The sequence below is a fragment of the Micromonospora sp. NPDC005173 genome, from assembly GCF_040608515.1.
In the GTDB taxonomy this organism is placed as follows: domain Bacteria; phylum Actinomycetota; class Actinomycetes; order Mycobacteriales; family Micromonosporaceae; genus Micromonospora.
Window position 1 is genome coordinate 102,920 of record NZ_JBEXIK010000002.1, and the last position, 26,873, is coordinate 129,792.

The following is a 26,873-nucleotide window of genomic DNA, read 5'->3' on the forward strand; positions in this document are numbered from 1 at the left end:
GGGAGACCAGATGACCACCGCGCAGCAGCCGAAACTATGGACCGTCAACGATGTGTCGACGTACCTCGGAGTTCCGGTCCAGACTCTGTACACCTGGCGCAAGCGCCAGATAGGTCCACCCGCCGGCCGCGTCGGTCGGCATCTGCGATACGACGCCGACGCGGTACGCGCCTGGTTCGCCGACCAGACCAAGGCGGCCTGACATGGCCCACATCGTTGACCGCTGGTACCGCACGGTCGTCGGCCCCGACGGCAAGCCGCGTCAGGAACCGAAGCCGGAATGCGGGCAAGGAATGCGCTACCGCGTCCGGTACCTCGCTCCGGACGGCAAAGAGAAGTCGCAGTCGTTCCCCGACAAGAAGAAGCGCGAGGCACAGGCATTCCTCGCCAACGTCCAGGCCGACATCCTCAAGGGCACCTACGTCGACCCCGACGCCGGCCGCACGACCTTCAAGCAGTACGCCGACGAATGGCTCGCCGCTGCGACGACCGACGTCCTCACCCGCGACCGGATCGAGTACGAACTCCGGCTGCACGTGTACCCGGTCATCGGGCACAAACCGATCGCGTCCATTCAGCCGACGACGATCCGGGAGTGGGCGCGGAAGATCCAGGAGAAAGGGCTGTCGGTGGGCTACCGCCGGGTCCTCTTCACCGATGTGTCGATGATTCTCAACGCGGCGGTGGACGACAAAAAGATCGTCAGCAACCCGTTCGCGGTCAAGAGCATCCGACGGCCGAAGCCCGCTCCAACCAAGGTGGTGCCGTGGCCGGTCACCCGGTTGACTGCATTCAGGGAAAACGTGCGGCCCCGGTACCGGATCGCGGTGGACCTGGGCGCGGGATGCGGCCTGCGGCAAGGAGAAATCTTCGCGGCCAGCCCTGGGGATCTCGACCTGACCCGCCCGGTCCTGCATGTCACTCGGCAGATCAAGCTTGTTCGTGGCTCGCTGATCTTCGCGCCGCCAAAGGGCGGCAAGTCCCGCGAGGTTCCGTTACCGGACTCGGTAGCCCGCAGGCTGAGACAACACGCGAAGGACTGCCCGCCCCTCGCGGTCACCCTGCCGTGGGAGACGCTGACCGGCGAACCACGAACCGTCGAGCTGTACCTGACAACGCCTGCCGGTCTGGCGCTGTCCCGCTCGATGTTCAACTCCGGCGTCTGGAAGCCCGCGATCCGGGCGACCGGCATCCCCGATGACCGACACAACGGGATGCACGTCCTGCGGCACACCTACGCCTCGGTCCTCCTGGACGCCGGGGAAAGCATCAAGGCCCTGTCGGCCTACCTGGGCCACGCGGACCCGGGCTTCACCCTCCGGACCTACACCCATCTACTGCCGGCCAGCGAGGATCGCACCCGCCGGGCCATCGACAAGGCACTCGGTGGAGGCCGGTCCGGCAAAGACGCCCCACCAGCCCATGACGGCCTGGAGACGGCATGATCATGGTTCGTCCGCCACGGGAGCGGCCAGAAATGCAGGTCAGAGGCTATGCCGTCTCTACTTCCAGCGGAAGTGCACGAAGAGCCGGCCGAAGTTCTTGGAGTCCTTCTCCACCCGGTGATAGAGCTGCTTGACGTCCTTCTGATCGAGGAACCGCAGCACCCGCTTCTTGAGCTGGCCCGACCCCTTGCCAGGGATGATCTCCACGAGGGTGGCCTTCTTCGCCACCGCCTCGTCCATGATCCCGCGCAACGCCCGGTCGATGTCCTGGCCCTTGTTGAAGATCTCGTGCAGATCCAGCTTGAGCTTCATGCCGCAGCCCCCGGCCGGTCAGGTCCCATGTCCGCCATCCTAGGCACGCCCGGCGGCCCACCCGCCGCACGATGACGGGGCGACCCCGAAGGGCCGCCCCGTGCATATCACCGCTCCGCGCTCAGCGCCTGCCGCCCAGGCGGGTTTCCACCCGCTCCAGCGCGACCCGGTAGTCGTCGTTGGCCGCGTACATCGCTGCAGCGATCCGCAGGTGCCGCAGCGCGTCCGAGTGCCGGTTGAGCCGCTCCAGCGTCCGACCCAGCACGTGGTGCGCGTAGTGGTCGCTCGGATCCCGGTCGACCAGCTCCCGCAGCTGCTCCTCGGCCCGGCTGAGCTGGGCCGACTGGAAGTAGGCCCGGGCCAGCAGCTGCCGTACCGCCGCGTTGCCGGGTTCGGCGTCCACGATCGGCTCCAGCAGTCGGGCCGCTCCGCTCGGGTCACCGGTTTCGAAGAACATGGTCGCCCGCCGGTAGTCCGCCAGAAGATCCATCTGCCCACCTCCTCGGGTCGCGCCGTCACCTGTTCCGACGCTGGCACAACGCTGGCCGTTTAGCGACTGTTCCCCGGGTTGGGATCGGGCCGAATCCGGCCCTCGGCGGGTCAGGCGCGGGCGTCCCGGCGCCCGGCGGCCAACTCCCAGGCGCGGACGCCACCGACGATCCCGGCGGTGTTCGGCACCACCACCACGTCATCGCCCATCCGGGCCAGTTGCTCGGGCCGAATCAGCCGGGAGTTACCCCCGCCCAGATAGAGCCGGTCCCAGCGGAACACCGGGCGGAGCCCGTCCACGACCTGGCGGATCCGCCGGGACCAGAAGGCGTCGCCGAGCCGGCGGCGCTCCGGCTCGCCCACGTACGTGTCGTAGGTGGTGCCCCAACGCACCGGCGCGTGGGACAGCTCCAGGTGCGGGGCGAGCATCCCGCCGTCGAAGAGGGCGCTGCCCAGCCCAGTACCCAGGGTCAGCACCAGCTCGCAGCCGGTGCCGGCGACCACCCCGGCACCGTGCACCTCGGCGTCGTTGAGCACCAGCGCCGGCACCCCGAACGCCTCGGCCAGCGCGCCTCGCGCGTCCCAGCCGGACCACTCGGCCAGCAGGTCCGGGTCGACACGCGTACGGGGGCCGCTGCGGGTCACGTAGTGCGGTGTGGTCACCACCACGCCGTGCCGGATCATCCCGGGCACGCCGACCGTCAGCCGGTCCGGCGTTGGCAGCCGAGCGCCCAGGTCGAGCAGGGTCTGGACAAACAGCGCAGGAGGCAACGGGTACGGGGTCGGCACCCGTAGCGGCCGGGCCCGCATCGTGCCGGCCTCATCGAGCACCGACGCCTTGATGCCCCCGCCACCGCAGTCGATCGCCAGTGTGGTCACCACGTCGATGAGTCTGCCCGCTGCCGGCCGGTCATATGCGGGCGGCCGGATAGGCTGCCGTCCTGATGAGCGCCACGATGATCGTCAAGGACCTGGCCGCCGGGCACGGTGACCGCCCACTCTTCGCCGGATTGGACCTGGTGGTCGCCCCCGGCGACGTGGTCGGCCTGGTCGGGCCGAACGGTGCCGGAAAGTCGACGCTGCTGCGTACCCTCGCCGGGTTGCTTCCGGTGGAAGCCGGCAGTGTCACGCTCAGCCCGCCCTCCGCGAGCGTCGGACACCTGCCGCAGGAGCCGGACCGGCGGCCGGGCGAGACGGTGCGCGGCTTCCTGGCCCGGCGGACCGGGGTGACCGCCGCGCAGGCGGCGCTGGACGCCGCGACCGAGGCGCTGACCGCCGGGACGGCGGGCGCCGATGACGCGTACGGCGACGCGCTGGAGCGCTGGCTCGCCCTCGGCGGCGCGGACCTGGACGAACGCGCCGAGCAGGTGACGGCCGACCTGGGGCTCGCCATCGACCTGGACCACCCGACGACCGGGCTCTCCGGAGGCCAGGCGGCCCGGGCCGGGCTGGCCTCGCTGCTGCTCAGCCGCTACGACGTGTTCCTGCTCGACGAGCCGACCAACGACCTGGACCTGGCCGGGCTGGAGCGGCTGGAGGAGTTCGTCACGGGGCTGCGCGCCGGCACCGTGCTGGTCAGCCACGACCGGGAGTTCCTCACCCGCACGGTGACCCGCGTGCTGGAGCTGGATCTGCCGCAGCAGCAGGTGCACCACTACGGCGGCGGCTACGCGGCCTACCTGGAGGAGCGCGAGGTGGCCCGGCGGCACGCCCGCGCCGACTTCGAGGAGTACGCCGACACCCGGGCTGGGCTGGAGGCGCGGGCTCGTACCCAGCGTGCGTGGATGGAGAAGGGCGTCAAGAACGCCCGGCGCAAGGCCACCGACAACGACAAGATCGGTCGCAAGTTCCGCAGCGAGGCCAGCGAGAAGCAGGCGGCCAAGGCCAAGCAGACCGCGCGGCTGATCGAACGGCTCGACGTGGTGGAGGAACCCCGCAAGGAGTGGGAGCTGCGGATGGAGATCGCCGCCGCACCCCGCGCCGGCGCCGTTGTGGCCACGCTGCGCGGCGCGGTGGTACGCCGGGGCGACTTCACTCTCGGCCCGATCGACCTCCAGATCGACTGGGCGGACCGGGTGGCGGTGACCGGGGCGAACGGCTCGGGCAAGTCCACCCTGCTGGCCGCGCTGCTCGGCCGGCTGCCGCTGGACGCGGGCACCGCCTCACTCGGACCCGGGGTGGTGGTCGGCGAGGTGGACCAGGCCCGGGGTTTGTTCCTCGGCGACGCGCCGCTGATCGACGCGTTCCAGGCGGCCGTACCGGAGATGTCGCCGGCGGACGCGCGGACCCTGCTGGCCAAGTTCGGGCTGCGCGCGGCGCACGTGCCACGGCCGGCGGCCACCCTCTCCCCCGGTGAGCGGACCCGTGCGGCGCTGGCCCTGCTCCAGGGGCGCGGGGTCAACCTGCTGGTGCTCGACGAGCCCACCAACCACCTGGACCTGCCCGCCATCGAGCAGCTCGAATCGGCGCTGGCCAGCTATCCGGGCACGCTGCTGCTGGTCACCCACGACCGGCGGATGCTGGCCGCCATCGAGACAAACCGTCGACTGCGGGTCGACGCCGGGCGGATCGCCGAGGATTGATCCGTGCCGGCGCGTCGCCGCGGGGTGACAATGACGCCATGCTCAAGTGGGAGTACGCACTGCTGGTCCGCCGTCGCCAGGCGGCGACCAACGACCTGGGCTGGGAAGTCGTCTTCGTCTGGTACGGCCCGGACGGCTCGATGGTCGACGTGACGCCGTACGGCGACACCGCGCTGGCCCACCTGAACCGGGCCGGCGACCAGGGCTGGGAACTGGTCGCGATGAGCGAGGACCCGTCCCTGCCCGGCCACCATGAGCTGCACCGCTACCACCTCAAGCGGCCGAAGCCCGCCGCTGCGCCGCCCCGGCAGCGGATGCGCGGCGGCGGCCGGCCCGGCCGCCGCACCCTCTCCGGCTGACCACTGCGATCGCTCGGCGGACTGACCCGGTCCGGCCCTGCGGTTCCGGCTCGACCCCTGCCCGGCCCGTGCGGTTCCGGCTCGGCCCATGCCCGGCCCTGCGGTTCCCGCTCGGCCGTGCCCGGATGTGCGGTTCCGGCTCGGCCGGGCACCAGTCACAGTTGAGCGTGATACCTCAGAGGCATTTTTATGACTCTGAGGTATCACGCTCGCTGCGGTCTGGCCTCGGAAACTGCGACACGCCGATCAACGGCACGCCGACCCGCCGACGCGGTAGACGAGCGGGGCATACCGGGCGCGGATGCGGGTATCGCGCGGCGGGAGGTGACCCGAATGGTCGCGTTGGCACAGACTCCGCCCTCGGCCGACCGGCTGCGGGCGATCGACGAGTTCCTCGCTCAGGCGTGGGCGGACCAGGTCCGGCACGACGACCGGCTGCGTGGTCTGGCAGTCGAGGTGCGGTTCGACCGGGGGGTGGCCCATCTCAGCGGGGAGGTGGCCGAGCCCGACGACCTGCGGCTGGTCCGGGACCTGGTGGGGCGGCTGGCCGGGGTCTACGGCGTCTGGTGCCGGGTCGGCGTTGGCGGGCGGGAGCCGGTGGTGGTGGACCTCGGCTGCGGGCCGACCAAGCAGTGGTCGGGCAACCTGGGGCTGGACATCTACCCGGCGCCGGGGGTCAACGCCGTGGCGGACCTCTCCGGCTCGCTACCGCTGGCCGACAACTCGGTGGACGTCCTCTTCGCGGTGCACATCCTGGAGCACCTGATCGACTTCCTGCCGCTGGTGGACGAGTGCCACCGGGTGCTCCGCCCAGGCGGCGTACTGCACGTGATGAGCCCCTGGTGGGGGCATGTGAACGCGGTGGCGGACCCGACCCACGTCCGACTGATGGACGTGCAGACGTTCAAGGGGATCTGCCAACTCCGGCCGCCGGGCACCCCGCGCTGGTACCCGCTGCACGCCGGCTGCGACGGTGCCTCGATCTTCGCCGACCTCACCCCGCTACCCCCCGACGCCGACCTCGCAACCCAGTCCCACCTGGCCCGCTTCTTCGACTGACCAACCCACCCCGGCCTGCCCCAACCGAGTGGACCGGTTAGGGGGTTTGGGTGGATTCGCGGATTTCCAGGCGATAGGGGGCGGAGAGTTCGCGGGCAGGGGCGGAGCGGTCGCCGTCGAGGCGCTCGGCCAGCAGCTCGACGGCGAGCCGGGCGATCTGTGCCTTGTCGGGGGCGACGGTGGTCAGTGTGGGGATCGAGAAGCGGCCGTCCTCGATGTCGTCGAAGCCGACCACCGCCACATCCTCGGGCACCCGCAGGCCGGCCTCGTGCAGGGCGCGCAGGGCACCCAGGGCGAGCGTGTCGTTGAAGCAGAAGACGGCGTCGGGGCGTACCCCGGAGGTGAGTAGACCGCGCATGGCGGCGGCGCCGTCGGCGCGGTGCCAGGCCGACGCGGGCGCCACCAGGGCCTCGTCGTAGTCCAGGCCGGCGGCGCGCAACGCGTCGGCGTAGCCGGTCAGGCGCAGCCGGGCGCTGGCGCCCTCGGGCGTGCGCTGCGAGCCGATGGCCGCGATCCGACGCCGGCCGAGCTGGATCAGGTGGTCGGTGATCTCCCGGGCCGCGCCGACGTTGTCGATCACCACGTGATCCGCCGGGCCGTGGTCGACCCGCTCGCCGAGCAGCACCATCGGCGTGCCGTCCAGGCCGGTCAGGTCCTCTGCGGTCAGCGCCAACGGGCTGAAGATCAACCCGTCGATCAGGTGGTCGGTGATGCCGGAGGCCACCACGCGTTCCTGCTCGCGCCGGCCTCCGGTCTGGTCGATCAGCACGGTCCAGCTGAACTGGGCGGCTGCGGTGACGACGTGGCGGGCCAGCTCGGCGAAGTACGGAATGTCCAGTTCCGGCACGGCCAGCGCGATCACGCCCGTGCGGCCCTTGCGCAGGTGACGGGCGGAGAGGTTGGGCCGGTAGTTCAGCTCGGCGATCGCCTCCTCGACCCGGGCGCGGGTGTCCGGCCGCACGTGCACGTAGCCGTTGACCACGTTGGAGACCGTCTTCACCGACACGCCGGCCCGTTCGGCCACGTCCTTCAGCCTGTTTCGCACGCCGCAACCTCCCCGAGGTAACCCAGCGCACCATACCTCGACATCAACTCTTTACAACGTTGCCTACAACGTTGTAGAAACGACTGATACCGGGTGGGCGGTGACTGCGGTCACCCGGCACCGGCAATGAGGAAAGGTGGCACCCTTGCGGACCGCGCAGCTGACGATCGACCCGGCCTTCGCGATCGGCCCGGCCGACCGACGTCTCTTCGGCTCCTTCGTCGAGCACATGGGGCGGTGCGTCTACGGCGGAATCTACGAGCCCGGCCACCCGAGAGCCGACTCCCGCGGCCTCCGCCGTGACGTGCTGGAGCTCACCCGGGAGCTGGGCGTCTCGGTGGTGCGCTACCCGGGCGGCAACTTCGTCTCCGGCTACCGCTGGGAGGACGGGGTGGGCCCGGTCGGCGACCGGCCGCGCCGGCTCGACCTGGCCTGGAAGACGATCGAGACCAACGCGTTCGGGCTGGACGAGTTCATGACCTGGGCCGCCGAGGCCGGTGTCGAGCCGATGATGGCGGTCAACCTCGGCACCCGCGGCGTCCGGGAGGCGCTGGACCTGCTGGAGTATGCCAACCACCCAGGCGGCACCGAGCTGTCCGACCTGCGGCGCAAGCATGGCGCGGAGGACCCGTACGGGGTGCGGCTGTGGTGCCTGGGCAACGAGATGGACGGCCCGTGGCAGGTCGGCCACAAGACCGCCGACGAGTACGGCCGGCTCGCCGCCGAGGCCGCCCGCGCCATGAAGATGATCGACCCGTCGATCAGCCTGATCGCCTGCGGCAGCTCCAACCGGCGGATGCCCACGTTCGCCGCGTGGGAGGCGACCGTGCTGGAGCACACCTACGAGCACGTCGACTACATCTCGGCGCACACCTACTACGACCCGTCCGACGGTGACCGGGCCAGCATCCTGGCCTCGGCCGTCGACATGGACAACTTCATCACCGAGGTCGTCGCGACCGCCGACCACGTGGCCGCCAAGCAGCGGCACAAGCGCAAGCTGAAGATCTCCTTCGACGAGTGGAACGTCTGGTACGAGTCCCGACTCCAGGCCGACCTGGACCGGCGCGGCTGGGTCGAAGCCCCGGCGCTGATCGAGGACGACTTCACCGCGGTCGACGCGGTGGTAGTCGGCGACCTGCTGATCACCCTGCTCCGGCACGCGGACCGGGTCGGGGTGGCCGCCCAGGCCCAGCTGGCCAACGTGATCGCGCCGATCCGCACCCGCAACGGCGGCCCGGCCTGGCGGCAGAGCATCTTCCACCCGTTCGCGCTGACCGCCCGGTACGCCCGCGGCACCGTGCTGCGCACCGAGCCGGTATCGCCGCGCTACGACACGAAGAAGTACGGGGACGTGCCGGTGCTCGACACGGTCGCCGTGCACGACGAGGAGACCGGTGAGCTGACCGTCTTCGCGGTCAACCGTGGCGAGGAGGATCTCCCCCTGGAGATCGACCTGCGCGGCCTGCCGGGACTGTCCGGTCTGTCCTTCCTGAGCCTCGCTGCCGGATCTGACCCGTCGGCGATGAACACCGAGGCCGAGCCCGATCGGGTGACGCCCCGGGAAATGCCCACCCCCACCCCCGACGGCGGCCGGTGCACCGTGCGCCTGCCCGCCGTGTCCTGGAGCGTGCTGCGCTTCGGCCCGACCAGCGCCTGAAGTCGCACCGGGTTTGACCAGGCACAATTCATTCCGTCCCCCTCCAAGGAGATACCAGCATGATCCAGAACGACATGAGCCGGCGCCGCCTGCTCGGCCTCGGTCTCGGACTCGGTGCCGCGGCCTCGCTGACCCTCGCCGGCTGCGGCGGCGGCGATGACAGCACCTCCGGGCCGGCGGCCGGCAACGGCGGCAAGGAGTACACCGGTCCCAAGGTGGACCTGAAGCTGTGGAACGGCTTCACCGGCGGCGACGGCGACATCTTCAAGACGCTGGTGAACCAGTTCAACACCGAGCACCAGAACATCGCCGTCTCGGTGGCCACCTACCAGTGGGAGGACTACTACAACAAGCTCCCCGGTGCGGCCTCCAGCGGCAACGGCCCGGACATCGCGGTCATGCACATGGACCAGCTCGCCACCTTCGCCGCCCGCGGCGTGATCACCGAGCTGGACGACGTGGCCAAGAACCTGGAGCTCTCCGAGGGGGACTTCGCCCCGACGGTGTGGAAGGGCGGGCTCTACAACAACAAGCGGTACGGCATCCCGCTGGACATGCACCCGCTGGGCTTCTACTACAACAAGTCCGTCATGCAGAAGGCCGGCCTGGACCCGAACAAGCCGCCGACCACCAAGGACGACTTCACGGCGGCGCTGGTCGAGCTGAAGAAGGCCGGCGTCCAGGGCTTCTGGGTCAGCCCGTTCCAGTTCACCGGCGGCATGACCTTCTACTCCCTGCTCAACCAGTGGGGCGGCACGCTCTTCGACGCGGACGTGGCCAAGGCCACCTTCAACACCGACCCGGCGGTCGAGGCGTGCACCTGGCTGGTCGACATGATCAAGCAGGGCCACTCGCCGGCCAACGTCGGCCAGGACGCCGAGTACCTGGCGTTCAAGAGCGGCAAGAACGCCTTCACCTGGAACGGCATCTGGCAGATCAACGATCTGAAGAAGAGCCCCGAGGTGCAGTGGGGCGTCGCCCCCCTGCCCCAGATCGGCAGCAAGCAGGCGGCCTGGGCCAACTCGCACAACTTCACCATCGTGAAGCAGCGGGCCAACGACGCCAACAAGGTCGCCGGGTCGAAGGTCTTCATCAACTGGCTGAGCCAGCACTCGCTGGACTGGGCCAAGGGCGGTCAGGTGCCGGCCCGCAAGGCGGTCCGCGAGAGCGCCGAGTTCAAGGCCCTGCCGGAGATCTCCGTGCTCGCCCCCGAGCTGGAGTACGCGGCCTTCCCGCCGGCGGCGCCGGGTCTGGGCGAGGTCATCACCACCTTCTACAACTCCTTCAACGAGGCCGCGTTGGGCAAGAAGTCGCCCAAGCAGGCGCTCGACGACGGTGTGGCCAAGGCCAACAAGCAGCTCGAGGACAACCGCAAGAAGTACGGGAGCTGATAACCCGTGGCGGACGTGATCGAGGTCGGGGCGGCGCGCGATGACGCGCCGCCCTCGGCGGCCAAGACTCCCCGCCGGGGCGCCTCGGCGGGCCGGACCGGACGGGCGACGCCGTATCTGTTCCTCGCCCCCTACCTGATCCTGTTCGGGGTGTTCGGCCTGCTGCCGATCATCCTGGGCCTGTGGCTCAGCGTGCACCAGTGGGACTTCCAGCTGCCCAATCGGCCGTTCGTCGGGTTGGACAACTACAAGGAGCTCTTCTCCAGCGACTCCGCCGTCTACGGCGACTGGTGGGAGAGCGTCCGGGCCACCGCGATCTTCACGCTGCTGTCGGTGCCGCTGCTCGTGGTCGTACCGCTCGGGCTGGCACTGCTGCTGAACCGCTCCTTCCCCGGCCGGACCTTCTTCCGGGCGATCTACTTCGCGCCGTACGTGCTGGGTGTGGCCGTGATCGGCCTGCTCTGGCGGTTCCTGCTCGATGCCAACCTGGGCCTGGTCAACCGGCTCCTCGGCGTGGTCGGGCTGCCGGCGGACACCCCCTGGGTGACCAACATGCCGTGGGCATGGATCTCACTCGTCGGCGTGACCGTCTGGTGGACCTCCGGGTTCAACGCGGTGATCTACCTGGCCGGCCTGCAGGACATCTCGCCGGAGCTGTACGAGGCGGCCCGGATGGATGGGGCCAACGCCTGGCAGCGGTTCCGCAACGTCACCCTGCCCGGGCTGCGCCCGGTGCTGCTGTTCGTGATCACCACGACCGTGCTCGCCTCGGCGAACATGTTCGGCCAGTCGTTCCTGATCACCCAGGGAGCACCCGGCACGGAGACGCGCACGGTGGTCTGGTTCATCGTCGAGGAGGGCCTGCGGGACAACGACGCCGGCCGGGCAGCCGCGATGAGCATCGTGTTCGCCCTGATGCTGGCCGTCGTGAGCATCGCCAACTTCCGCCTCTTCCGCTACAAGGAAGACTGAGGGGACCGCCATGACGACGCCCACGCCGACCACCCGCGGTTCGGCCACCGCGCTGCGCCGGGTCGTGCTCTACGCCACCCTGGTAGCACTGGCCCTGATCTTCCTGATGCCGCTGGTGTGGATGGTCATCACCTCGCTGAAGACGTACACGGCCGCCCAGCAGATCCCGCCGAGCTGGCTGCCGAACCCGCTCGCCGGTTACGGCTACGAGCAGATCCTCAACAACTCGGCGAACCCGGTGCTGCGGTGGTTCCTCAACAGCATGCTGGCCGCCACGCTGCACTCGCTGCTGGTGCTGGTGACCGCCTCGATGGCCGCGTACGCGCTGGCCCGGCTGCGGTTCCGAGGGCGCGGGGTGAGCTTCGCGCTGATCGTCGGGACGCTGTTCATCCCGCCGACCTCGCTGATCATCCCGAACTTCCTGATCGTCGACCAGCTCGACTGGATCGACACCCTCGCCGTGGTGGTGGTGCCCGGCGCGGCCAGCGCGTTCGGCGTCTTCTTCCTGCGGCAGTTCTTCCTCTCGCTCCCGAACGAGCTGGAGGAGGCCGCCACGCTGGACGGCGCCAACCAGTGGCAGATCTTCTTCCGGGTGGTGCTGCCGCTGTCCAAGCCGGCGCTGGCCACCCTGGCCGTGCTGTCGTTCCTCACCAACTGGAACGATTTCCTCTGGCCGATCTTCGTGCTGTTCAGCCCGGAGAAGCTCACTCTGCCCCCGGGCCTGGGCCTGCTCCAGGGCTCGTACGTCACCGACTACCCGGTGATCATGGCGGGGGCGGTGCTGGCGAGCCTGCCGGTGCTGATCCTCTTCGTGCTGGCCCAGCGGCACATCATCCAGGGTGTCTCCCGCAGCGGTCTGAAGGGATGACCCGGGCAACCACCCGGCGACGCGGCGCGGCGGCGATCATCGCCGCCGCGTTGCTCGTCGCGGGCTGCGCCGACGGCAGCGAACCCACCCCCACGAGCAGCGGGAGCGACCCCAGCATGTTCACCAACCCGGTCGTACGCACCGACGCCCCGGATCCGCACGCGATCCAGGTGGGCGACACCTGGTACCTGTTCCACACCAACTCGGGGGGCCGCAACGTCCCGGTGCTCACCTCCCCCGACCTGGTCGCCTGGACCGAGGCCGGGGACGCCCTGCCGGCGCTGCCGGACTGGGCCGACGCCGGCAAGACCTGGGCTCCGGAGGCGATCCAGCTGGCACCGGAGAAGTTCCTGCTCTACTACACCGTCGCGGGCCGGGAGTCCGGGCGGCAGTGCGTCGGGCGGGCGGTGGCCAGCGCGCCGCAGGGGCCGTACCGGGACGACTCGACCGGCCCGCTGATCTGCCAGGCCGAACTGGGCGGGGCGATCGACGCCAGCCCCTTCCGGGACACCGACGGCAGCCTCTGGCTGCTGTGGAAGAACGACGGCAACGCCATCGGGGTGGACACCTGGCTCTGGTCCCAGCGCCTCGCCGAGGACGGCCTGACCCTTCTCGGTGAGCCGACGAAGCTGCGCAAGCAGACCGAGCCGTGGGAGGGCACCCTGATCGAGGGGCCGTTCTTCCACCGCCAGGACGGTCGGCTGCATCTCTTCTTCGCCGCCAACGCCTACGACCGGGCCGAGTACGCCGAGGGCTACGCGGTCTGCGAGAGCCCGAGCGGTCCGTGTGTGAAGGCCGCCGAGAACCCGATTCTGAAGACCAACGAGGTTGCCTCCGGCCCCGGCCACGCCTCGATGGTGGTCAAGGACGGCCGGACCTGGCTGCTGTACCACGCCTGGCCGCCCGGCCAGGAGGGCAGCACCGACCCGGGCCGCCAGGTCTGGCTCGACGAGGTGACCTGGGCCGACGGCAAGCCGGTCGTCAAGGGCCCGACGGGCGAACCCCAGCCCCGCCCCTGACGTGGAAGGAAGGGCCCCTTGCGATCGCAGGGGGCCCTTCCGCACATCCCGGATCGGCTGTCGGCGACCGGGTTTGCCACCCAGCGGCGAGAACTGTCAACCCGCCTGAGCTGGCCTCCATCGAATCGACCGGGTGCGAACTCTTGCGGTAACGACCCGAGTGTGAAAATTTCCTTCCAGCGGCAGTTAGCCTGCGGCGAATCTTGCCGGAAGTGCCGCGCTGAACACCCGGGAGCCCCAACGAAGGGACACACCGCATGAAGGCAACTCGGCTCGGAGCCGCCGGGCTGGTCGCAGCCCTGCTCGGCACGCTCGTCTCCGCCACCCCCGCCAGCGCCGCGCCCGGCGCCGACACCGCCACCACCTCAGCCACCTGCACCACCGACCCGGCCACCCCCAAGCGGCAGTTCCGGGCCATGTGGATTTCTTCGGTGGTCAACATCGACTGGCCCAGCAAGGCGTCCCAGACCGACCCGGACCGGATCGCCGCCCAGCAGGCCGAGTACCGCGGCCTGCTCGATCTCGCCGAACGACTCAACCACAACGCCGTCGTCGTGCAGGTCCGGCCGACCGCGGACGCGCTCTGGCCCTCGCCACACGAGCCCTGGTCGGAGTTCCTGACCGGCGTACGCGGTCAGGACCCGGGCTGGGACCCGCTGGCCTTCCTGGTCGACGAGGCGCACAAGCGAAACCTGGAGTTCCACGCCTGGTTCAACCCGTACCGGGTCTCCATGCCGGCCCCCGGTGGCGCCGGCGCCGACATCAACCAGCTCGCCCCCGACCACCCGGCCCGGCAGCACCCGGACTGGACCTTCGCCTATCCACCGGCCGGGGTGGCCGGCAGCCGCCTCTACTACAACCCCGGCATTCCGGAGGTCCGCGAGTTCGTACAGACCGCAATGATGGACGCGGTCAAGCGGTACGACATCGACGGCGTGCACTTCGACGACTACTTCTACCCGTACCCGAGCGGCACCCACCAGGTGCCGGACGACGCCACGTTCGCGGCGTACAACCGGGGCTTCACGGACCGGGCCGACTGGCGGCGGGACAACATCAACCTGCTGGTCCAGGAGATGAACGGCAAGATCAAGGCGGCGAAGCCGTGGGTGAAGTTCGGGGTCAGCCCGTTCGGCATCTGGCGCAACAAGGCCGCCGACCCGCTCGGTTCGGACACCACCGGCAGTCAGTCGTACGACATCATCTCCGCCGACACCCGTAAGTGGGTCAAGGAGGAGTGGATCGACTACGTGGTGCCGCAGCTCTACTGGTACATCGGCCAGTACCCGGCGGCCGACTACGCCCGGCTGGTCCCGTGGTGGGCCGAGACGGTGCGTGGCACCCGCGTGCAGCTCTACATCGGCCAGGCCGACTACAAGAGCGGCGACCCGGCGTTCGGGCCGTTCTGGCAGAACCCGAGCGAGCTGTCCGACCACCTGACGCTCAACCGGGCGTACCCGGAGGTGCAGGGCAACGTGCACTTCTCCGCCGTCCAGGTGCGGGCCAACCGGCTCGGCGCCACGGACATCTACGCCGCCGAGCACTACTCCCGCCCGGCGCTGGTGCCAGCCATGTCGCACCTGCCGGCCAAGCCCCTGCTCTTCCCGGTGGTCACCAAGGCCGCCCGGGAGGCCGACGGGGTTCGGCTGACCTGGCATCAACCGGCCGACGGCGTCGGACCGTTCGGCACCGCCACCTCGTACGCGATCTACCGGTTCGACGGCACCACGCTGCCCGGTCGGTGCGGGACCGCGGACGCCGCGCACCTGGTCGACACGGTCCGGGCGACGCCCGGTGGAAAGCAGTCCTGGGTGGACACCTCGGCGGAGGCTGGCCAGCGGTACACCTACCAGGTGACCGCGCTGGACCGGTCGGCCAACGAGAGCCCGGTCAGCCCGCCGGCCTTCGTTCTGCGCTGACCGTACGACCCTCGCCGGATGCCCCGGGTGCCACCGCGCACCCGGGGCATTCGTCTGTTTCAACGTATGTCACCAATAGGTGGCGCGACATATACCGACAAGTTGATCAGTTAATCGAGACTGATCGACATCCGGTAACCCGCCGGTAACTTCCGTCCCACCCGCTCACCCCCGCGGAGGTAACCCGTGCCCCGACGTCTCGCCACCCTGATCGCCTCGGGCGCGCTCGCGCTGCTCGCCACCCTCGCCGTCGCCTCCCCCGCCGCCGCCGTCACCCCCCAACAGCGGCTCTCCGTGCTCTCCAGCTGGACCCAGACCAGCGCCTCCAGCTACAACTCCTGGAACAACGCCCGGACCAACCGGGCACCCTGGGCCGAGTACGCCTTCGACTGGTCCACCGACTACTGCTCGTCGAGCCCGGACAACCCCCTTGGGTTCACCTTCAACCTGGGCTGCTACCGGCACGACTTCGGCTACCGCAACTACAAAGCCGTCGGCCAGTTCTCGGCCAACAAGTCCCGTCTGGACAGCGCCTTCTACCAGGACCTGAAGCGCGTCTGCGCCACCTACAACGCAATCGTCCGGCCGGCCTGCAACAGCCTGGCCTGGACCTACTACCAGGCGGTCAGCATCTTCGGTTCGGTGGCGGCCGTGCAGCAGGCCGACATCGACCGGGCCGCCCGGATGAAGGCCGACGCCGAGCGCCGCGCAGGCGTACGCGCCTGACACCGGCACCCGACGGAGGGTCGCGTCGCTGGGGAATCCCGGCGGCGCGGCCCACGCCCAACCGCTCAGGCCCGCTCGGTCCGGGTGGCCGGGTGCCGGTACGGGTCGACGAGACGACGCGGTGCGGGCTGGGACAGCCCGGTGCTGAACCGGGTCGAATCCGCCGCCAGGTCCGGGTGTTCCACGTCCAGCGCCAGCGCCGCCGCCTCGTCCAACCCCAGCTCGGCGCCTTCGCCGTACGCGTCGTCGAAGGCCGCGTCGCCCAGCACCTCACGCAGCTTCGCCTGCTCGTCGGCCCAGTAGCCGCCGTAGATGCCCGGCGTGGCTCGCATGCTGGCCCGGGTGGCCTGCGCCGCCCCGAACAACCGGGCCGCGGTCAGCCCGTCCCCGCCAGCCGCGCAGCGCACCGCGATCGCGTTCAGCGTGTCGCACGCCCGGCCGTGGTAGCCGTGACCCATCCGGGAGCGCAGCGCCACCAGCAGGTGCTCGTGCGCGGCGATCACGTCGCCCCGCGCCAGCGCCACCATGCCGAGCAGCATGTCCACCGACCGCCGACCCCGCTCCACCGGCCGGGCCGCCTCCACCGGACGAACCGCCCCCAACAGGTCCGCCGCCTCCTCCAGCGCGCCCCGCCGCCAGAGCAGCTCGGCAAGGCTGAACACCGCGAACAGCGCCTCGCCGACCACGTCCTGCCCGTGCGCCCAGTCGATGACCTCCCGGCACACCCGCTCGGCCTCGACGAACTGGCCCATGTCGACCAGCGGCGCGGCCCGCCCGGCGAGCACCCGGGCCAGCAGCCCGGCGTCACCGGCCTGCCGCGCGGCCGCCTCCGCCCGCTGGGAGTAACGCAGCTCCTCGGCGAACTCGCCGTCCGCGCCGGCGTGCAGCGAGTGCATGTGGTACGCCGCCGCCAGCTCCGCCTCCGGGATCCGCTCGCCGGTCTCGGCGATCCGCCCGTACAACCGGAACAGCCAGAGCCGACACTCCCGGGCCAGCCCACGCTCGCGCCACCACTGGTCCAGGCCGCCGGCCAGACCGAGGCCCGCGCGGGCGCTGCCGCCGGTGGCGCACCAGCGCAACGCCGGCCGCAGCTCCCCGGCCAGTGGGTCGAGCGCGTACAGCGACAGCGTCACCGGCCCGCCGTCCGGGCCCAGGCGAGCCCGCTCGAGCGCGTGCGCCGACCAGGCCACATGCCGGTTCCGGGCGGCGTGCTCCTCGCCCGCCTCGACCAGCCGCCGCGCGGCGTACGCCCGGATGGGGTCGAGCATCCGGTACGTGCTGCCGGCGGCACGGGGCTCGGCCAGCACCATCGACTTGTCCACCAGCACCGAGAGCGGATCCAGCGGGTCATCCCCCAGCAGCCACTCCACTGTCGCCAGGTCCACCGGCCCGGCGAAGACCGCCAGCCAGCGCAGCAGCCGGGCGGCCCGGGGCCCCAACGTCCGGTACGACCAGGTGACGGTGGCCTGCATGGTCAGGTGCCGCTCGGTGGCCGAGCGCTGCACCGCCCTGCTCGCCGGGCTGGGCGGCGGCACCCCGACCGCCGCGGCCACCAGGTCCACGGTGTCCTGCTGGTTGCCCGACCAGCCGCGCTCCACCGGCGGTGGCTCCGGGTCCTCCCGGCCGGCGTCCAGCGTGCCGAGCATGTCGTCCAGCCGCTCGGCGAGCTGGCCGACGGAGAGCACCCGCAGCCGCGCGGCGGCAAGCTCGATGGCGAGCGGCAGCCCGTCCAGCCGCTGCACCACCCGGCGCAGATCAGCCGACTCAGCGGGGTCCGGCTGCCGGCCACCGCGTGCCGCCATCGTACGGTCCAGCAACAGCGCCACAGCGTCGCTCTCCGCGCCGTCCGGGCTCGGTTCGACCGAGAGCGGCGGGATCCGCCACACCACCTCGCCAGGCAGGCTGAACGACTCCCGGCTGGTGGCCAGCACCCGCACGCCGTGCCCACCTGAGAGCAACCGCGAGATGACCGCCGCGCAGGCCGCCGGCTGGGTGTCGCAAGTGTCCAGCACGACCAGCATCCGGCGGGCGGCGGCGTACTCGACCAGGGTGTCCAGCATCGGTCGGCCCGGCTCGGGTCGCAGCCCCAGCACCGCGGCCATGGCGAACGCCACCAACCCCGGGTCGGTCACCGCGGCGATGTCGACGAACCAGACCCCGTCCGGGTACGCCTCGACCACCCCACTGGCCAGCTCCACTGCGAGCCGGGTCTTGCCCGCACCGCCGGCGCCCAGCACGGTGACCAACCGGTACTCCTCCACCAGCCGGCTCAGCTCCGCCCGCTCGGCCTGTCGGCCAACGAACGAGGTCACCTGGGTCGGCAGGTTGTGTGCCACGGCGTCGGCGGTACGGGGCCGCGGGAACTGCCGCTCCAGACCGGGCGCGACCAGTTGGAACAGCCGTTCCCGGTCGTCGAAGCCGCGCAACCGGTGCAGGCCCAGGTCGAGCAGGGTGGCACCGGGTGGCAGCGGATCGGCCCGGCGGACGGTGGACGCCGAACAGAGCACCTGCCCGCCGTGCGCGGCGGCCGCCACCCGGGCCGCCCGGTGCACCTCGGGGCTGGCGTACTCCCCGTCGCGTGGCTCGGCGTAGCCGGTGTGCAGCCCCATCCGCACCCGGGGCGCGGACTCCTCAGTGGGCCAGTCGTGGCTCGCCAGAGCCCGCTGAGCGGTCAGACAGGCGGTCAACGCCGCCGCCGCGTCGTCGAAGGCCAGGAAGAACGAGTCGCCCTCGGTCAACAGCTCCGCGCCACCGGTGCTGGCCAGCGTCCGGCGCAGCAGACGTCGGTGTTCGGCGAGCACCGGGCGGTAACCCGGGCCGAGTAGCTGGGCCAGCCGGGTCGAGCCCTCGATGTCGGTGAACACGAAGGTCACCCAACCGCTCGGGAGCTGGATCCGTGGCGACATGCGTGGAACCTCCGCCCGTGACGTCGGGTTCATGCTGCCCGAATCCGACCGGTCACGCATCGTGAGAACGGCCGGGCAGGTGCCGCCTCAAGGTGCCACTCGGACCCGATCCCGGCAAGGGTGGCTCACCAGGCGGCCGTGAATCGACCGGATCAGCAGCCGCAGGCGCCGCCGCAACAGCCGCCCCCGGTGGGAGCCGCGGTGCCGCCGCCCGGGCCGCCCGCGCCCCGGCCGGTCACCGCGACCGCGGAAAGCAACTTGACCGTGTCGGCGTGTCCCTGCGGGCAGGCGGCCGGCGCACCGGCCGCCGCCATTGGACGGTTGACCTCGAAGGTGTCGCCGCAGGCGCGGCAGCGGAACTCGTACCTGGGCATGGAACCCAGGGTACGTGGGCCTGACTCCCGGCGGGGCATGGGTGATACTCGACGGGTGGTGGACGGCGAGGACCAGACGCGTGTACGACCGCTACGGCCGGCAGCGCCGCTCGACGGCCCGCTCGAAGGGTCGGGAGCCGCGCCGGATCCGGTGCCACGAGCCGTGCCCCGCCCCCGCCGCCCCTGGCTGAGTGGCCGGGCCGCAGACACCCCCACGCCGCCAGCGGCCACCGCCGCCGAGGTCCCGAAGACGGAAACCCCCGCCGCCGAGGCCCCGCAGACGGAAACCCCCGCCGCCGAGACACCCAAGACCGAACCTCCTGCCGCCGAGGCCCCGAAGACCGAGCCTCCTGCCGCCGACACAACAGCGCTGACCCCGGCCACCGAATCGACCGCGGTTTCCCCGCCCGGGCCGAGTGCCGAGACGCCGGCCGATCCGAAGGCCGCGACGTCGACCGACGCCGCTGCGGCAGACCCAACGGCGACCACCGTGGACACCACCGCCAGCACCACTGCCACCGCCACGGCCACGGCCACTGCGAGCGCCAGCGCGCCGACGTCCGGCACCGGCCGGCGGCGGCGGATGCCGTTCGCGCACGCGGTCCGCATGCCGCCGCGCCAGGCGGCGGCGACCGCGGCCCGGGCGACCCGCGCCTGGGCGCGCCGACCCAGCGGCCGACTCACCCTGCCCGGGGTCTTCCTGCTCGCCCTGGTGGCCGCGACCGCCGCGGCCGGCGCACTGCTCGTCCCGGCCACCATCCGCGCTCCCCGGCCTGTTGCGGTCGACGCCTCCGCGAACGTTCCGCCGGCCATGCCGTCCGGCGGGGTACCCCTGCCCACCGACCCGCTCCCCACCGGCGCGTTCCCGACCGGCCCGCTGCCGACCGGGCCGCTCCCGACCGGCGGGCTGCCGACCGGACCGGCCATCGGGCCGGTGACCGGTGGGCGGCCCTCGGACGCCCTGGCCGGCTGGGCACAGCAGGTCGGCGCCAAGGTGGGCGTCCCGCCAGCGGCGATGCAGGCGTACGGCTATGCCGAGCTGGTGCTCGCCCAGACCAACCGCAGCTGCGCGCTGAGCTGGACCACGCTGGCCGCGATCGGGCAGGTCGAGTCCGGGCACGGCTCGGCCAACGGCGCGAGGCTGGGGCAGGACGGCAAGGCGCTGCCGGAGATCATCGGTCTGCGGCTGGACGGGCAGGACGGCCGGATGCGGATCATCGACACCGACCGCGGGCTGCTCGACAAGGACGCCACCTTCGACCGGGCGATCGGGCCGATGCAGTTCATCCCGACCACCTGGCAGGAGATCGGCGCGGACGCGGACAACGACGGGGTCAAGGACCCGCACGACCTGGACGACGCCGCCCTGGCGGCGGGAAACTACCTGTGCAAGGGCGGCCGCAACCTGAGCATCCCGGGCGACTGGTGGAACGCCATCCTGTCGTACAACGACGTGCGCCGGTACGCCCAGGACGTCTACGACACCGCAAATCGGTACGGACGGGCCAGCCGCACGTGAAGTGATCGTTCACATACATTGGAGAACTGGACACTTCCCCCGGGCAGCGGTTAGCGGCAAGCTAGACGGGTGATGGTGCGCGAGTGGGACCCCAGGACCGCGTCGTCCGCCGAGATCGGGTCGCTGGTGGACACGCTGAACGCAGTCCTGGCGGTCGATCTACCACAGGACCCGCCGTGGCGGGAGAGTTCCCTGCGGGAATACCTCGCCGAGGTGATGCCCGGCGAACGGCGGATCTCCTGGGTCGCCCAGGGCGAGTCGACCGTCCCCGGTGAGCCGGGCGCGATCCTCGGGCAGGTCCACGTGCTGCTCCTCGGTGACATCGGCGTGCTCGAGGTGCTGGTGCACCCGTCCGTGCGGCGCGCCGGGCTCGGCCGTGACCTGGTGCTGCGTGCCGCCCGCCGGGTCTACCAGGAGGGCTTCCGGTCGATCGGGGTCGAGGTGGTCGGCGACACGCCGGCGGTGGCCTTCTACGAGGCACTCGGCTTCACCCGTGAGTACGTGGAGACGCGCAGCGTGCTCGACCTGGCCACGGTCGACTGGGCCGAGTTGGCCGAGATGGCCACCGGCATCGGGGCGGGCTACCAGCTGGAGTTCTTCCCCGGCGGGCCGCCGGACGACCTGATCGAGGCGTACGCGCGGGCCAAGGCCGAGGTGCGCGACGTCGACGACGGTGAGCTGCGGCCCAGCTCCTACGACCCGCAGCGGCTGCGAGACAGCCTGGACACCCTGCACCGGCGTGGCATGAAGCCGTACATCGTGCTGGCCCGGCACGAGCAGAGCGGTGAGGTGGCCGGCCTGACCGAGGTGGTGGTGCCGGCACAGCACCCGACCCGTGCCGACCAGTACGACACGATCGTGGCGCAGGACCACCGCGGCTACGGCATCGACCGGGCGATCAAGGCCCGGATGCTGCTGGAGCTGCGCTCCGCCGAGGCGGAGCTGGCCGAGGTGCAGACCTGGAACGCACAGGCCAACGAGGCGATGCTCAAGGTCAACGCGGAGTTGGGCTACCGGCCCGACCGGGACTGGTGCGAATACAGCGTCGACATCGCTGAGCTGGTGCACCGCCTCGATCCGCCACGCTGAACGAATTCACGAAACTGTCCAATGGGGGATGGACGGTGGACAGCCGCGCACCTTAACGTGCGTTGACTCGTCCACCCATCGTGGAGGCCCTATGCGCCCGCGCCGCACAATCGCCGCGCTCGCGACCGCCACCGCCGCCGTGACCATCACGGCAGTCGGCGTCGCACCCACCGCGGCAAGCGCCGCGCCCACCGACCTGTTCATCTCGGAGTACGTCGAAGGTTCGTCGAACAACAAGGCGATCGAGTTGTTCAACGGCACCGACGCCGCCGTCGACCTCACCGCCGGCGGCTACCAGCTCCAGCTCTTCTTCAACGGCTCCAGCACGGCCACCACCATCGCGCTCACCGGGACGGTGGCCGCCGGCGACGCGTTCGTGTTCGCCAGCGCCTCGGCCGGCCCCGCGATCATCGCCCAGGCCGACCAGACCACCGGGGCGAGCCTGTTCAACGGCGACGACGCGCTCGTGCTGCGCCGGGGCACCACTGTGCTCGACTCGATCGGCCAGGTGGGCGTGGACCCGGGCACCGAGTGGGGCGCGGGGGCCACCAGCACCGCGGACAACACGCTGCGTCGGCTGCCCACGGTGACCGCCGGCGACACGGACCCGTCGGACGCGTTCGACCCCGCGGCGCAGTGGGCCGGCTTCCCGGTCGACACCTTCGACGGGCTCGGCACGCACACCGTGGACGGTGGTGGGCCGGTCGACACGCCGGCCACGCTGACCTGCGGCGGGCCGCTGGTCACCGCTGCGGGCACGGCGGCGACCCGCGAGGTGACCGCCACCGACCCCGACGACACGATCGTCGACCTGGCGGTGACCCAGGTCAGCCCGACCCCGGCCACCGGCTCGATCGCCCGCACCGCGCTCACCCCGGCCGACGGGCTGGGCGGCACCGCCCGCGCCACGATCGGTGCGAGCGCCGACCTCGCCGCCGGGGCGTACACCGTCACCGTCACCGCGACCGACGCGGGCGGCGGCTCCGCCAGCTGCGCCCTGGTCGTGCAGGTGACCCGGGAGCTGACCGTCGGCGAGGTGCAGGGCACCACCACCGACGCCGAGTCCGGCCCGACCGACCGGTCGCCGCTCGCACCGGCGAGCGGCAACGGCACCAGCAGCACGCTGTACGACGTACGCGGCGTGATCACCCAGTTGACCCTGGCCCGCACCTCGGCCGGGGCGGAGCAGCACGGGTTCTTCCTGCAGAGCCGCACCGGCGACACCGACGGCGACCCGACCAGCTCCGACGGCATCTTCGTGTTCATGGGAACGTTCACCTCGCTGATCGGCGGTTACGTCCCGACGGTCGGCGACGAGGTGGTGCTCCGCGCCCGAGTGTCGGAGTACTTCAACCTCACCCAGCTCTCCGGCGCCTCGCTGGTCCGCCGGATCGCCTCCGGCCTGGACGTGGGCACCGCGGTCGCGGTGGCCGACGCGGCGCCGCCGACCGAGCTGACCGACGCGCAGCGCTACTGGGAGCGGCACGAGGGCACCCGGCTGAGGGTGCGGGCGGGCAGCGGCGCGGTGAGCGGCCGGGACGTCTTCGCCTCCACCGCCGACGCGGAGCTGTGGGTGGTCGACCGGGACGACCCGCTGTTGGACCGCGCCGACCCGTACTCCCGGCGGGTGTTCCGGGACTCCCACCCGCTGGACAACGACCCGACCCGCCGCTTCGACGACGGCAACGGCCAGCGAGTGCTGCTCGGCAGCATGGGCGTGAAGGCCACCGCCGGGGACAGCACCGCGCTGCTCCCGCCGGCACACACCTTCGACACGCTGCGCGCGGACGCGGTGGGCGGGGTCTACTACTCGTTCGAGAAGTACGGCGTCCAGGTCGAGCGGGCGGAGTTCGACGCCGGGGCCGACCCGTCGAAGAACAACCCGCCCAAGCCGGCCGACCGGTCGCAGGAGGTGGCGGTCGCCACCTACAACGTGGAGAACCTGTACGACTACCGGGACGACCCGTTCGACGGGTGCGACTTCGCCGGTAACGCCGGCTGCCCGGGCGTCGACCCGCCGTTCGACTACGTGCCGAGCAGCGAGGCGGACTACCGCGAGCACCTCACTGCGCTCGCCGACCAGATCGTCAAAGACCTGCACGCGCCGGACCTGATCCTGGTGCAGGAGGCCGAGGACCAGGACATCTGCACGGTGTCCGGGGCGGCGCTGGCCTGCGGCGACACGAACAACGCCGACGGCGCGCCGGACAGCATCCAGGAGCTGGCGGTCGCGGTGGCGGCTGCCGGCGGGCCGTCGTACGCCGCCGCCTATGACCGGACCGGCGCGGACGCCCGCGGTATCACCGCCGCGTTCCTGTACCGCACCGACCGGTTGTCGCTGGCGGCCGCGACGGCGGGCGACCCGCTGCTGGGCTCCTCGCCGACCGTCCAGTACCGCGCCCCGGGGCTGCCGGCCAACGCCGACGTGCAGAACCCGAAGGCACTCAACGCGGTGCTGCCGTCCGACGTGGACACGTCCACCGGCCGGGACGGCAACAACGTCTTCACCCGCGCTCCCCAGCTGGGCAAGTTCAGCGTGGCCGCGACGCCCGGTTCGTCCGAGCGGTACACCCTGTACGCGCTCAGCAACCACTACTCGTCCGGCCCGGACAGCCGGATCGGGCAGCGTCGGGAGCAGGCGGCGTACGGCGCGGCGATCGTCACCGCGATCGAGGCGGCCGACCAGAACGCTCGGGTGGTCTACGGCGGGGACCTGAACGTCTTCCCCCGCCCGGACGACCCGATCGCCACCGGCAGCCAGCCCACCCCGTCGGACCAGCTCGCCCCGCTTTACCAGGCGGGCCTGCACAACCTGTGGGACAACCTGGTCGCGGACGTGCCGGCCTCCGCCTACTCGTACAGCTTCGAGGGGCAGGCGCAGACGCTCGACCACCTGTTCGTCAACGACGCGCTCTACGGCGACCTGGTGCAGGTGCGGGCGGCGCACATCAACGCCGACTGGCCTGCGGAGTTCACCGGCGACGGGTCGCGCGGTTCCAGCGACCACGACCCGCAGGTGGCCCGGTTCCGGTCCCGGGCGTCGCTGACCGTCGCCGACGCGACGGTGGTCGAGGGCAACCAGGGCACTCGGCAGCTCGCCTTCACCGCCACCGTGTCCCGGCCGCTGTCCCAGCCGGTGCTGCTCTGCGCCGCCACCGTTGGTCTCACGGCGCAGGCCGGCTCGGACTTCGACCCGTACGTGGGCTGCCGGACCCTGGCCGCCGGGCAGACCTCGCTGACCTTCCCGGTGACCGTGCGCGGTGACCGGAAGCGGGAGTCGGACGAGAAGCTGACGCTGCTGGTGGCGGGCGTGCCCGGGTTGCGACTGAGCGATCCGCTGGCGGTCGGCACCATCACCAACGACGACTGATCCTGGATCAGGCCGACGACGGCCCGCCGCCCCGGGTACCTGCCCGGGGCGGCGGGCCGTTTCCGTACCGCTCCCGGATGTAACGTGGCGCCCCCGCCGAGCCAATGAAGGGGTGCAACGACGGCCAACGAGAGGACGGCCTGTGAGTGACCCAAGCCCGGGCGGGGACGATCTCGCCGCCATCGGTACGGACCCGGCGGCGTTCGAGGAGTTCTACCGCCGGCACGTCGAGACGATCGGCCGGTTCGTCGCCCGCCGGGTCGACGATCCACACACCGCGGCGGACCTCACCGCCGAGGTGTTCCTGGCGGTGATCGACTCCGCGGCGGGTTACCGGCCGGAGCGGGGCAGCGAGCTGGCCTGGCTCTTCGGCGTGGCCCGCAACGTCATCGCGGCCGAACACCGCCGGGTGACCCGACACCTGCGGGCCAGCGGTCGCGCTGCGGGACGACGGCTGCTGGATGCCGACGACATCGCCCGGATCGAGGAGCGCATCGACGCGGAGTGGCTGGCCCGCCGCACCTATCAGGCCCTCCGCGGCCTACCGGAGCGCACCCGCGCCCTACTGGAGCTGGTCGCCGTCGACGGCCTGTCCATGGCTGACGCTGCCGCCGCGCTCGGGATGTCCCCGGTCGCCGCCCGGGTCCGTGTGCACCGGGCCCGCCGGGCGGTACGCCTCGCGCTCGCGCATTCCGAATCCGCGCTCGTCTGATCGGAGGGAAGATCACCATGACCCACACCGGATCGCCACAGGGCAACTTCGAGGAACGACTTCTCGCCGAGTTGAAGGAACACGTCACCACCCGGGCCGCCGACGCGGCCCCGACCGCCGTCCGCACGACGCGCCGGGGCGTACGGTGGCGCGCGCCGGGCTGGCGCCTGGCCGGCGTCGGTGGGCTGGTCGCCCTGCTGACCGTCGGTGGGCTGATGGCCCAGACGTTGGGCGACGCTCCACCGACGGCGAGCGCGGCCGAGATCCTGACCGAGGCCGCGGTGACGGCTCGGCAGCAGCCGGACCTGGTGGCGCACCCGGGCCAGTTCCTCTTCATCGAACTGCGACTCACCCAGCGGGAGTTGCCGGCTGCCGGGCCGTACATCGAGGAGCGGCTCCAGCGCTGGGTGCCGGTCGGCGACAGCTCGACCTGGCAGCAGCGGCGGCGGCCGGAGAGCCACCCGGAGCAGTGGCGGACCGACGACGTCTCGCACCTGGCTCCGCCACCCGGCTACTACCAGGATCTGCCGACCGACCCGGTGCAGATGGTCCGATACCTGCGGGACCAGCCGCTTCCCGTACCGCTGCCCGCCGGCGCCGACCTGGAGGCGATCAGGAACGATCCCCAGCTGCCCTTCACCCAGGGGAGCTGGATGCTCCAGGGCCACCTGCCGCCGCAGTCGCTCGGCGCGCTGTTCCAGGCGATGACCCAGGTGCCGGGGGCCAGGGTGATGCCCGGCGAGGTGCGGGACGCCGCCGGCCGGCGAGGGGTGGCGCTGCGGACTCCGGGCGTGATCGGCGCACACATCGACCTGATCTTCGACCGGGAGACCCACGCCTACCTCGGCACCCGGGACGTTCTGGTACGGGACGGCAAGGAGTCGCTCTACACGAGTACCGCCGTCACCCGGATGGCCGTCGTCGATCGGTTGGGGCAGTTGCCCTGAGCCGTAGGCACTTTCCCGCCACCGTTGACTTCATCATTGGTTCAAGTCCTAGCGTCTGCGGCATGACAACGCTGAACGAGCTGTCCTGGTGGGCCGAGGCCCGCCGGGCC

At 71.5% G+C, this 26,873-nt stretch carries 22 protein-coding genes and 1 pseudogene; 17 read left to right on the forward strand and 6 right to left on the reverse strand.

The genetic code is table 11. The features are described from left to right. Positions 1 to 10 precede the first annotated feature (10 nt). Together ABZV00_RS03460 and ABZV00_RS03465 are read left to right on the forward strand one after the other, a co-directional pair. A complete protein-coding gene (locus ABZV00_RS03460; protein WP_355601499.1) occupies positions 11 to 202 on the forward strand; it encodes a helix-turn-helix domain-containing protein in 192 nt (63 codons plus the stop codon). Between the two features lies 1 nt (position 203). Next, on the forward strand, positions 204 to 1,445 hold the full coding sequence (locus ABZV00_RS03465) for a site-specific integrase (RefSeq protein WP_355601501.1): 1,242 nt from the start codon (positions 204 to 206) through the stop codon (positions 1,443 to 1,445). A gap of 57 nt (positions 1,446 to 1,502) precedes the next feature. Here ABZV00_RS03465 and ABZV00_RS03470 read toward each other — a convergent pair whose 3' ends face one another. The 3 genes from ABZV00_RS03470 to ABZV00_RS03480 all read right to left on the reverse strand — a co-directional run bounded on the left by ABZV00_RS03470 (position 1,503) and on the right by ABZV00_RS03480 (position 3,128). Then, positions 1,503 to 1,757 (reverse strand): Smr/MutS family protein, encoded by a 255-nt coding sequence (locus ABZV00_RS03470; protein ID WP_007465523.1) that lies wholly within the window; start codon positions 1,755 to 1,757, stop codon positions 1,503 to 1,505. Positions 1,758 to 1,878: 121 nt separating this feature from the next. Then, positions 1,879 to 2,247, reverse strand: a complete 369-nt coding sequence (locus tag ABZV00_RS03475; RefSeq protein ID WP_328420711.1) for a tetratricopeptide repeat protein — start codon at positions 2,245 to 2,247, stop codon at positions 1,879 to 1,881. A 110-nt stretch (positions 2,248 to 2,357) separates the two neighbouring features. Next, the gene (locus ABZV00_RS03480; RefSeq protein WP_355601503.1) at positions 2,358 to 3,128 is read right to left on the reverse strand and encodes an ROK family protein; all 771 of its coding nucleotides are present in this window, start codon (positions 3,126 to 3,128) and stop codon (positions 2,358 to 2,360) included. A 62-nt stretch (positions 3,129 to 3,190) separates the two neighbouring features. Here ABZV00_RS03480 and ABZV00_RS03485 point away from each other — a divergent pair, with 62 nt between their 5' ends. From ABZV00_RS03485 to ABZV00_RS03495, 3 genes and pseudogenes are all read left to right on the forward strand, one after another. Continuing rightward, positions 3,191 to 4,828 (forward strand): ABC-F family ATP-binding cassette domain-containing protein, encoded by a 1,638-nt coding sequence (locus ABZV00_RS03485; RefSeq protein ID WP_355601505.1) that lies wholly within the window; start codon positions 3,191 to 3,193, stop codon positions 4,826 to 4,828. A 38-nt stretch (positions 4,829 to 4,866) separates the two neighbouring features. Then, positions 4,867 to 5,112: pseudogene (locus tag ABZV00_RS03490) on the forward strand (hypothetical protein); the annotation flags it as partial. A 408-nt stretch (positions 5,113 to 5,520) separates the two neighbouring features. Further along, a complete protein-coding gene (locus ABZV00_RS03495) occupies positions 5,521 to 6,246 on the forward strand; it encodes a methyltransferase domain-containing protein (protein ID WP_355601507.1) in 726 nt (241 codons plus the stop codon). A 37-nt stretch (positions 6,247 to 6,283) separates the two neighbouring features. On the opposite strand, the gene ABZV00_RS03500 is transcribed toward ABZV00_RS03495, so the two are convergent. Beyond that, complete coding sequence (locus ABZV00_RS03500) at positions 6,284 to 7,291, reverse strand: LacI family DNA-binding transcriptional regulator (protein ID WP_355601509.1); 1,008 nt, start codon at positions 7,289 to 7,291, stop codon at positions 6,284 to 6,286. A 145-nt stretch (positions 7,292 to 7,436) separates the two neighbouring features. Between ABZV00_RS03500 and ABZV00_RS03505 the strand changes: the two genes are divergently transcribed. From ABZV00_RS03505 to ABZV00_RS03535, 7 genes are all read left to right on the forward strand, one after another. Next, positions 7,437 to 8,951, forward strand: coding sequence for an alpha-N-arabinofuranosidase (locus ABZV00_RS03505; protein ID WP_355601511.1), 1,515 nt, complete (start codon positions 7,437 to 7,439; stop codon positions 8,949 to 8,951). Between the two features lie 59 nt (positions 8,952 to 9,010). After that, the gene (locus ABZV00_RS03510) at positions 9,011 to 10,342 is read left to right on the forward strand and encodes an ABC transporter substrate-binding protein (protein ID WP_355601513.1); all 1,332 of its coding nucleotides are present in this window, start codon (positions 9,011 to 9,013) and stop codon (positions 10,340 to 10,342) included. 6 nt (positions 10,343 to 10,348) lie between these two features. Beyond that, on the forward strand, positions 10,349 to 11,314 hold the full coding sequence (locus ABZV00_RS03515) for a sugar ABC transporter permease (RefSeq protein ID WP_355601515.1): 966 nt from the start codon (positions 10,349 to 10,351) through the stop codon (positions 11,312 to 11,314). 10 nt (positions 11,315 to 11,324) lie between these two features. Beyond that, entirely contained in the window at positions 11,325 to 12,182 is an 858-nt protein-coding gene (locus tag ABZV00_RS03520; protein ID WP_328420727.1) for a carbohydrate ABC transporter permease, read from the forward strand. Next, positions 12,179 to 13,201, forward strand: a complete 1,023-nt coding sequence (locus ABZV00_RS03525) for a glycoside hydrolase family 43 protein (RefSeq protein WP_355601517.1) — start codon at positions 12,179 to 12,181, stop codon at positions 13,199 to 13,201. Before ABZV00_RS03520 ends, ABZV00_RS03525 begins: the two co-directional genes overlap by 4 nt. A gap of 257 nt (positions 13,202 to 13,458) precedes the next feature. Further along, a complete protein-coding gene (locus ABZV00_RS03530; protein WP_355601519.1) occupies positions 13,459 to 15,120 on the forward strand; it encodes a family 10 glycosylhydrolase in 1,662 nt (553 codons plus the stop codon). A gap of 186 nt (positions 15,121 to 15,306) precedes the next feature. Beyond that, on the forward strand, positions 15,307 to 15,846 hold the full coding sequence (locus tag ABZV00_RS03535; RefSeq protein ID WP_328420733.1) for a phospholipase: 540 nt from the start codon (positions 15,307 to 15,309) through the stop codon (positions 15,844 to 15,846). A gap of 65 nt (positions 15,847 to 15,911) precedes the next feature. On the opposite strand, the gene ABZV00_RS03540 is transcribed toward ABZV00_RS03535, so the two are convergent. Beyond that, positions 15,912 to 18,752, reverse strand: a complete 2,841-nt coding sequence (locus tag ABZV00_RS03540) for an adenylate/guanylate cyclase domain-containing protein (protein WP_355601521.1) — start codon at positions 18,750 to 18,752, stop codon at positions 15,912 to 15,914. Between the two features lie 152 nt (positions 18,753 to 18,904). Beyond that, positions 18,905 to 19,126 (reverse strand): zinc ribbon domain-containing protein, encoded by a 222-nt coding sequence (locus ABZV00_RS03545; RefSeq protein ID WP_355601523.1) that lies wholly within the window; start codon positions 19,124 to 19,126, stop codon positions 18,905 to 18,907. Positions 19,127 to 19,163: 37 nt separating this feature from the next. On the opposite strand from ABZV00_RS03545, the gene ABZV00_RS03550 reads away from it, so the two are divergent. From ABZV00_RS03550 to ABZV00_RS03570, 5 genes are all read left to right on the forward strand, one after another. Next, the gene (locus tag ABZV00_RS03550) at positions 19,164 to 20,645 is read left to right on the forward strand and encodes a lytic murein transglycosylase (RefSeq protein WP_355601525.1); all 1,482 of its coding nucleotides are present in this window, start codon (positions 19,164 to 19,166) and stop codon (positions 20,643 to 20,645) included. 72 nt (positions 20,646 to 20,717) lie between these two features. Then, entirely contained in the window at positions 20,718 to 21,734 is a 1,017-nt protein-coding gene (locus tag ABZV00_RS03555; RefSeq protein WP_355602011.1) for a GNAT family N-acetyltransferase, read from the forward strand. 91 nt (positions 21,735 to 21,825) lie between these two features. After that, the gene (locus ABZV00_RS03560) at positions 21,826 to 25,104 is read left to right on the forward strand and encodes a lamin tail domain-containing protein (RefSeq protein WP_355601527.1); all 3,279 of its coding nucleotides are present in this window, start codon (positions 21,826 to 21,828) and stop codon (positions 25,102 to 25,104) included. Between the two features lie 142 nt (positions 25,105 to 25,246). Beyond that, positions 25,247 to 25,816, forward strand: a complete 570-nt coding sequence (locus ABZV00_RS03565) for a sigma-70 family RNA polymerase sigma factor (RefSeq protein ID WP_355601529.1) — start codon at positions 25,247 to 25,249, stop codon at positions 25,814 to 25,816. Between the two features lie 17 nt (positions 25,817 to 25,833). Beyond that, entirely contained in the window at positions 25,834 to 26,763 is a 930-nt protein-coding gene (locus tag ABZV00_RS03570; RefSeq protein ID WP_355601531.1) for a hypothetical protein, read from the forward strand. Positions 26,764 to 26,873 lie beyond the last annotated feature (110 nt).

Excerpts from the sequence above, each read along its gene's own strand:
- ABZV00_RS03485 (WP_355601505.1), top strand. The coding sequence starts at position 3,191 with ATGAGCGCCACGATGATCGTCAAGGACCTGGCCGCCGGGCACGGTGAC.
- ABZV00_RS03525 (WP_355601517.1), top strand. The coding sequence starts at position 12,179 with ATGACCCGGGCAACCACCCGGCGACGCGGCGCGGCGGCGATCATCGCC.
- ABZV00_RS03545 (WP_355601523.1), bottom strand. The coding sequence starts at position 19,126 with ATGCCCAGGTACGAGTTCCGCTGCCGCGCCTGCGGCGACACCTTCGAG.
- ABZV00_RS03540 (WP_355601521.1), bottom strand. The coding sequence starts at position 18,752 with ATGTCGCCACGGATCCAGCTCCCGAGCGGTTGGGTGACCTTCGTGTTC.
- ABZV00_RS03470 (WP_007465523.1), bottom strand. The coding sequence starts at position 1,757 with ATGAAGCTCAAGCTGGATCTGCACGAGATCTTCAACAAGGGCCAGGAC.
- ABZV00_RS03495 (WP_355601507.1), top strand. The coding sequence starts at position 5,521 with ATGGTCGCGTTGGCACAGACTCCGCCCTCGGCCGACCGGCTGCGGGCG.
- ABZV00_RS03530 (WP_355601519.1), top strand. The coding sequence starts at position 13,459 with ATGAAGGCAACTCGGCTCGGAGCCGCCGGGCTGGTCGCAGCCCTGCTC.
- ABZV00_RS03460 (WP_355601499.1), top strand. The coding sequence starts at position 11 with ATGACCACCGCGCAGCAGCCGAAACTATGGACCGTCAACGATGTGTCG.
- ABZV00_RS03570 (WP_355601531.1), top strand. The coding sequence starts at position 25,834 with ATGACCCACACCGGATCGCCACAGGGCAACTTCGAGGAACGACTTCTC.
- ABZV00_RS03465 (WP_355601501.1), top strand. The coding sequence starts at position 204 with ATGGCCCACATCGTTGACCGCTGGTACCGCACGGTCGTCGGCCCCGAC.
- ABZV00_RS03510 (WP_355601513.1), top strand. The coding sequence starts at position 9,011 with ATGATCCAGAACGACATGAGCCGGCGCCGCCTGCTCGGCCTCGGTCTC.
- ABZV00_RS03550 (WP_355601525.1), top strand. The coding sequence starts at position 19,164 with ATGGGTGATACTCGACGGGTGGTGGACGGCGAGGACCAGACGCGTGTA.
- ABZV00_RS03560 (WP_355601527.1), top strand. The coding sequence starts at position 21,826 with ATGCGCCCGCGCCGCACAATCGCCGCGCTCGCGACCGCCACCGCCGCC.
- ABZV00_RS03555 (WP_355602011.1), top strand. The coding sequence starts at position 20,718 with ATGGTGCGCGAGTGGGACCCCAGGACCGCGTCGTCCGCCGAGATCGGG.
- ABZV00_RS03475 (WP_328420711.1), bottom strand. The coding sequence starts at position 2,247 with ATGGATCTTCTGGCGGACTACCGGCGGGCGACCATGTTCTTCGAAACC.
- ABZV00_RS03520 (WP_328420727.1), top strand. The coding sequence starts at position 11,325 with ATGACGACGCCCACGCCGACCACCCGCGGTTCGGCCACCGCGCTGCGC.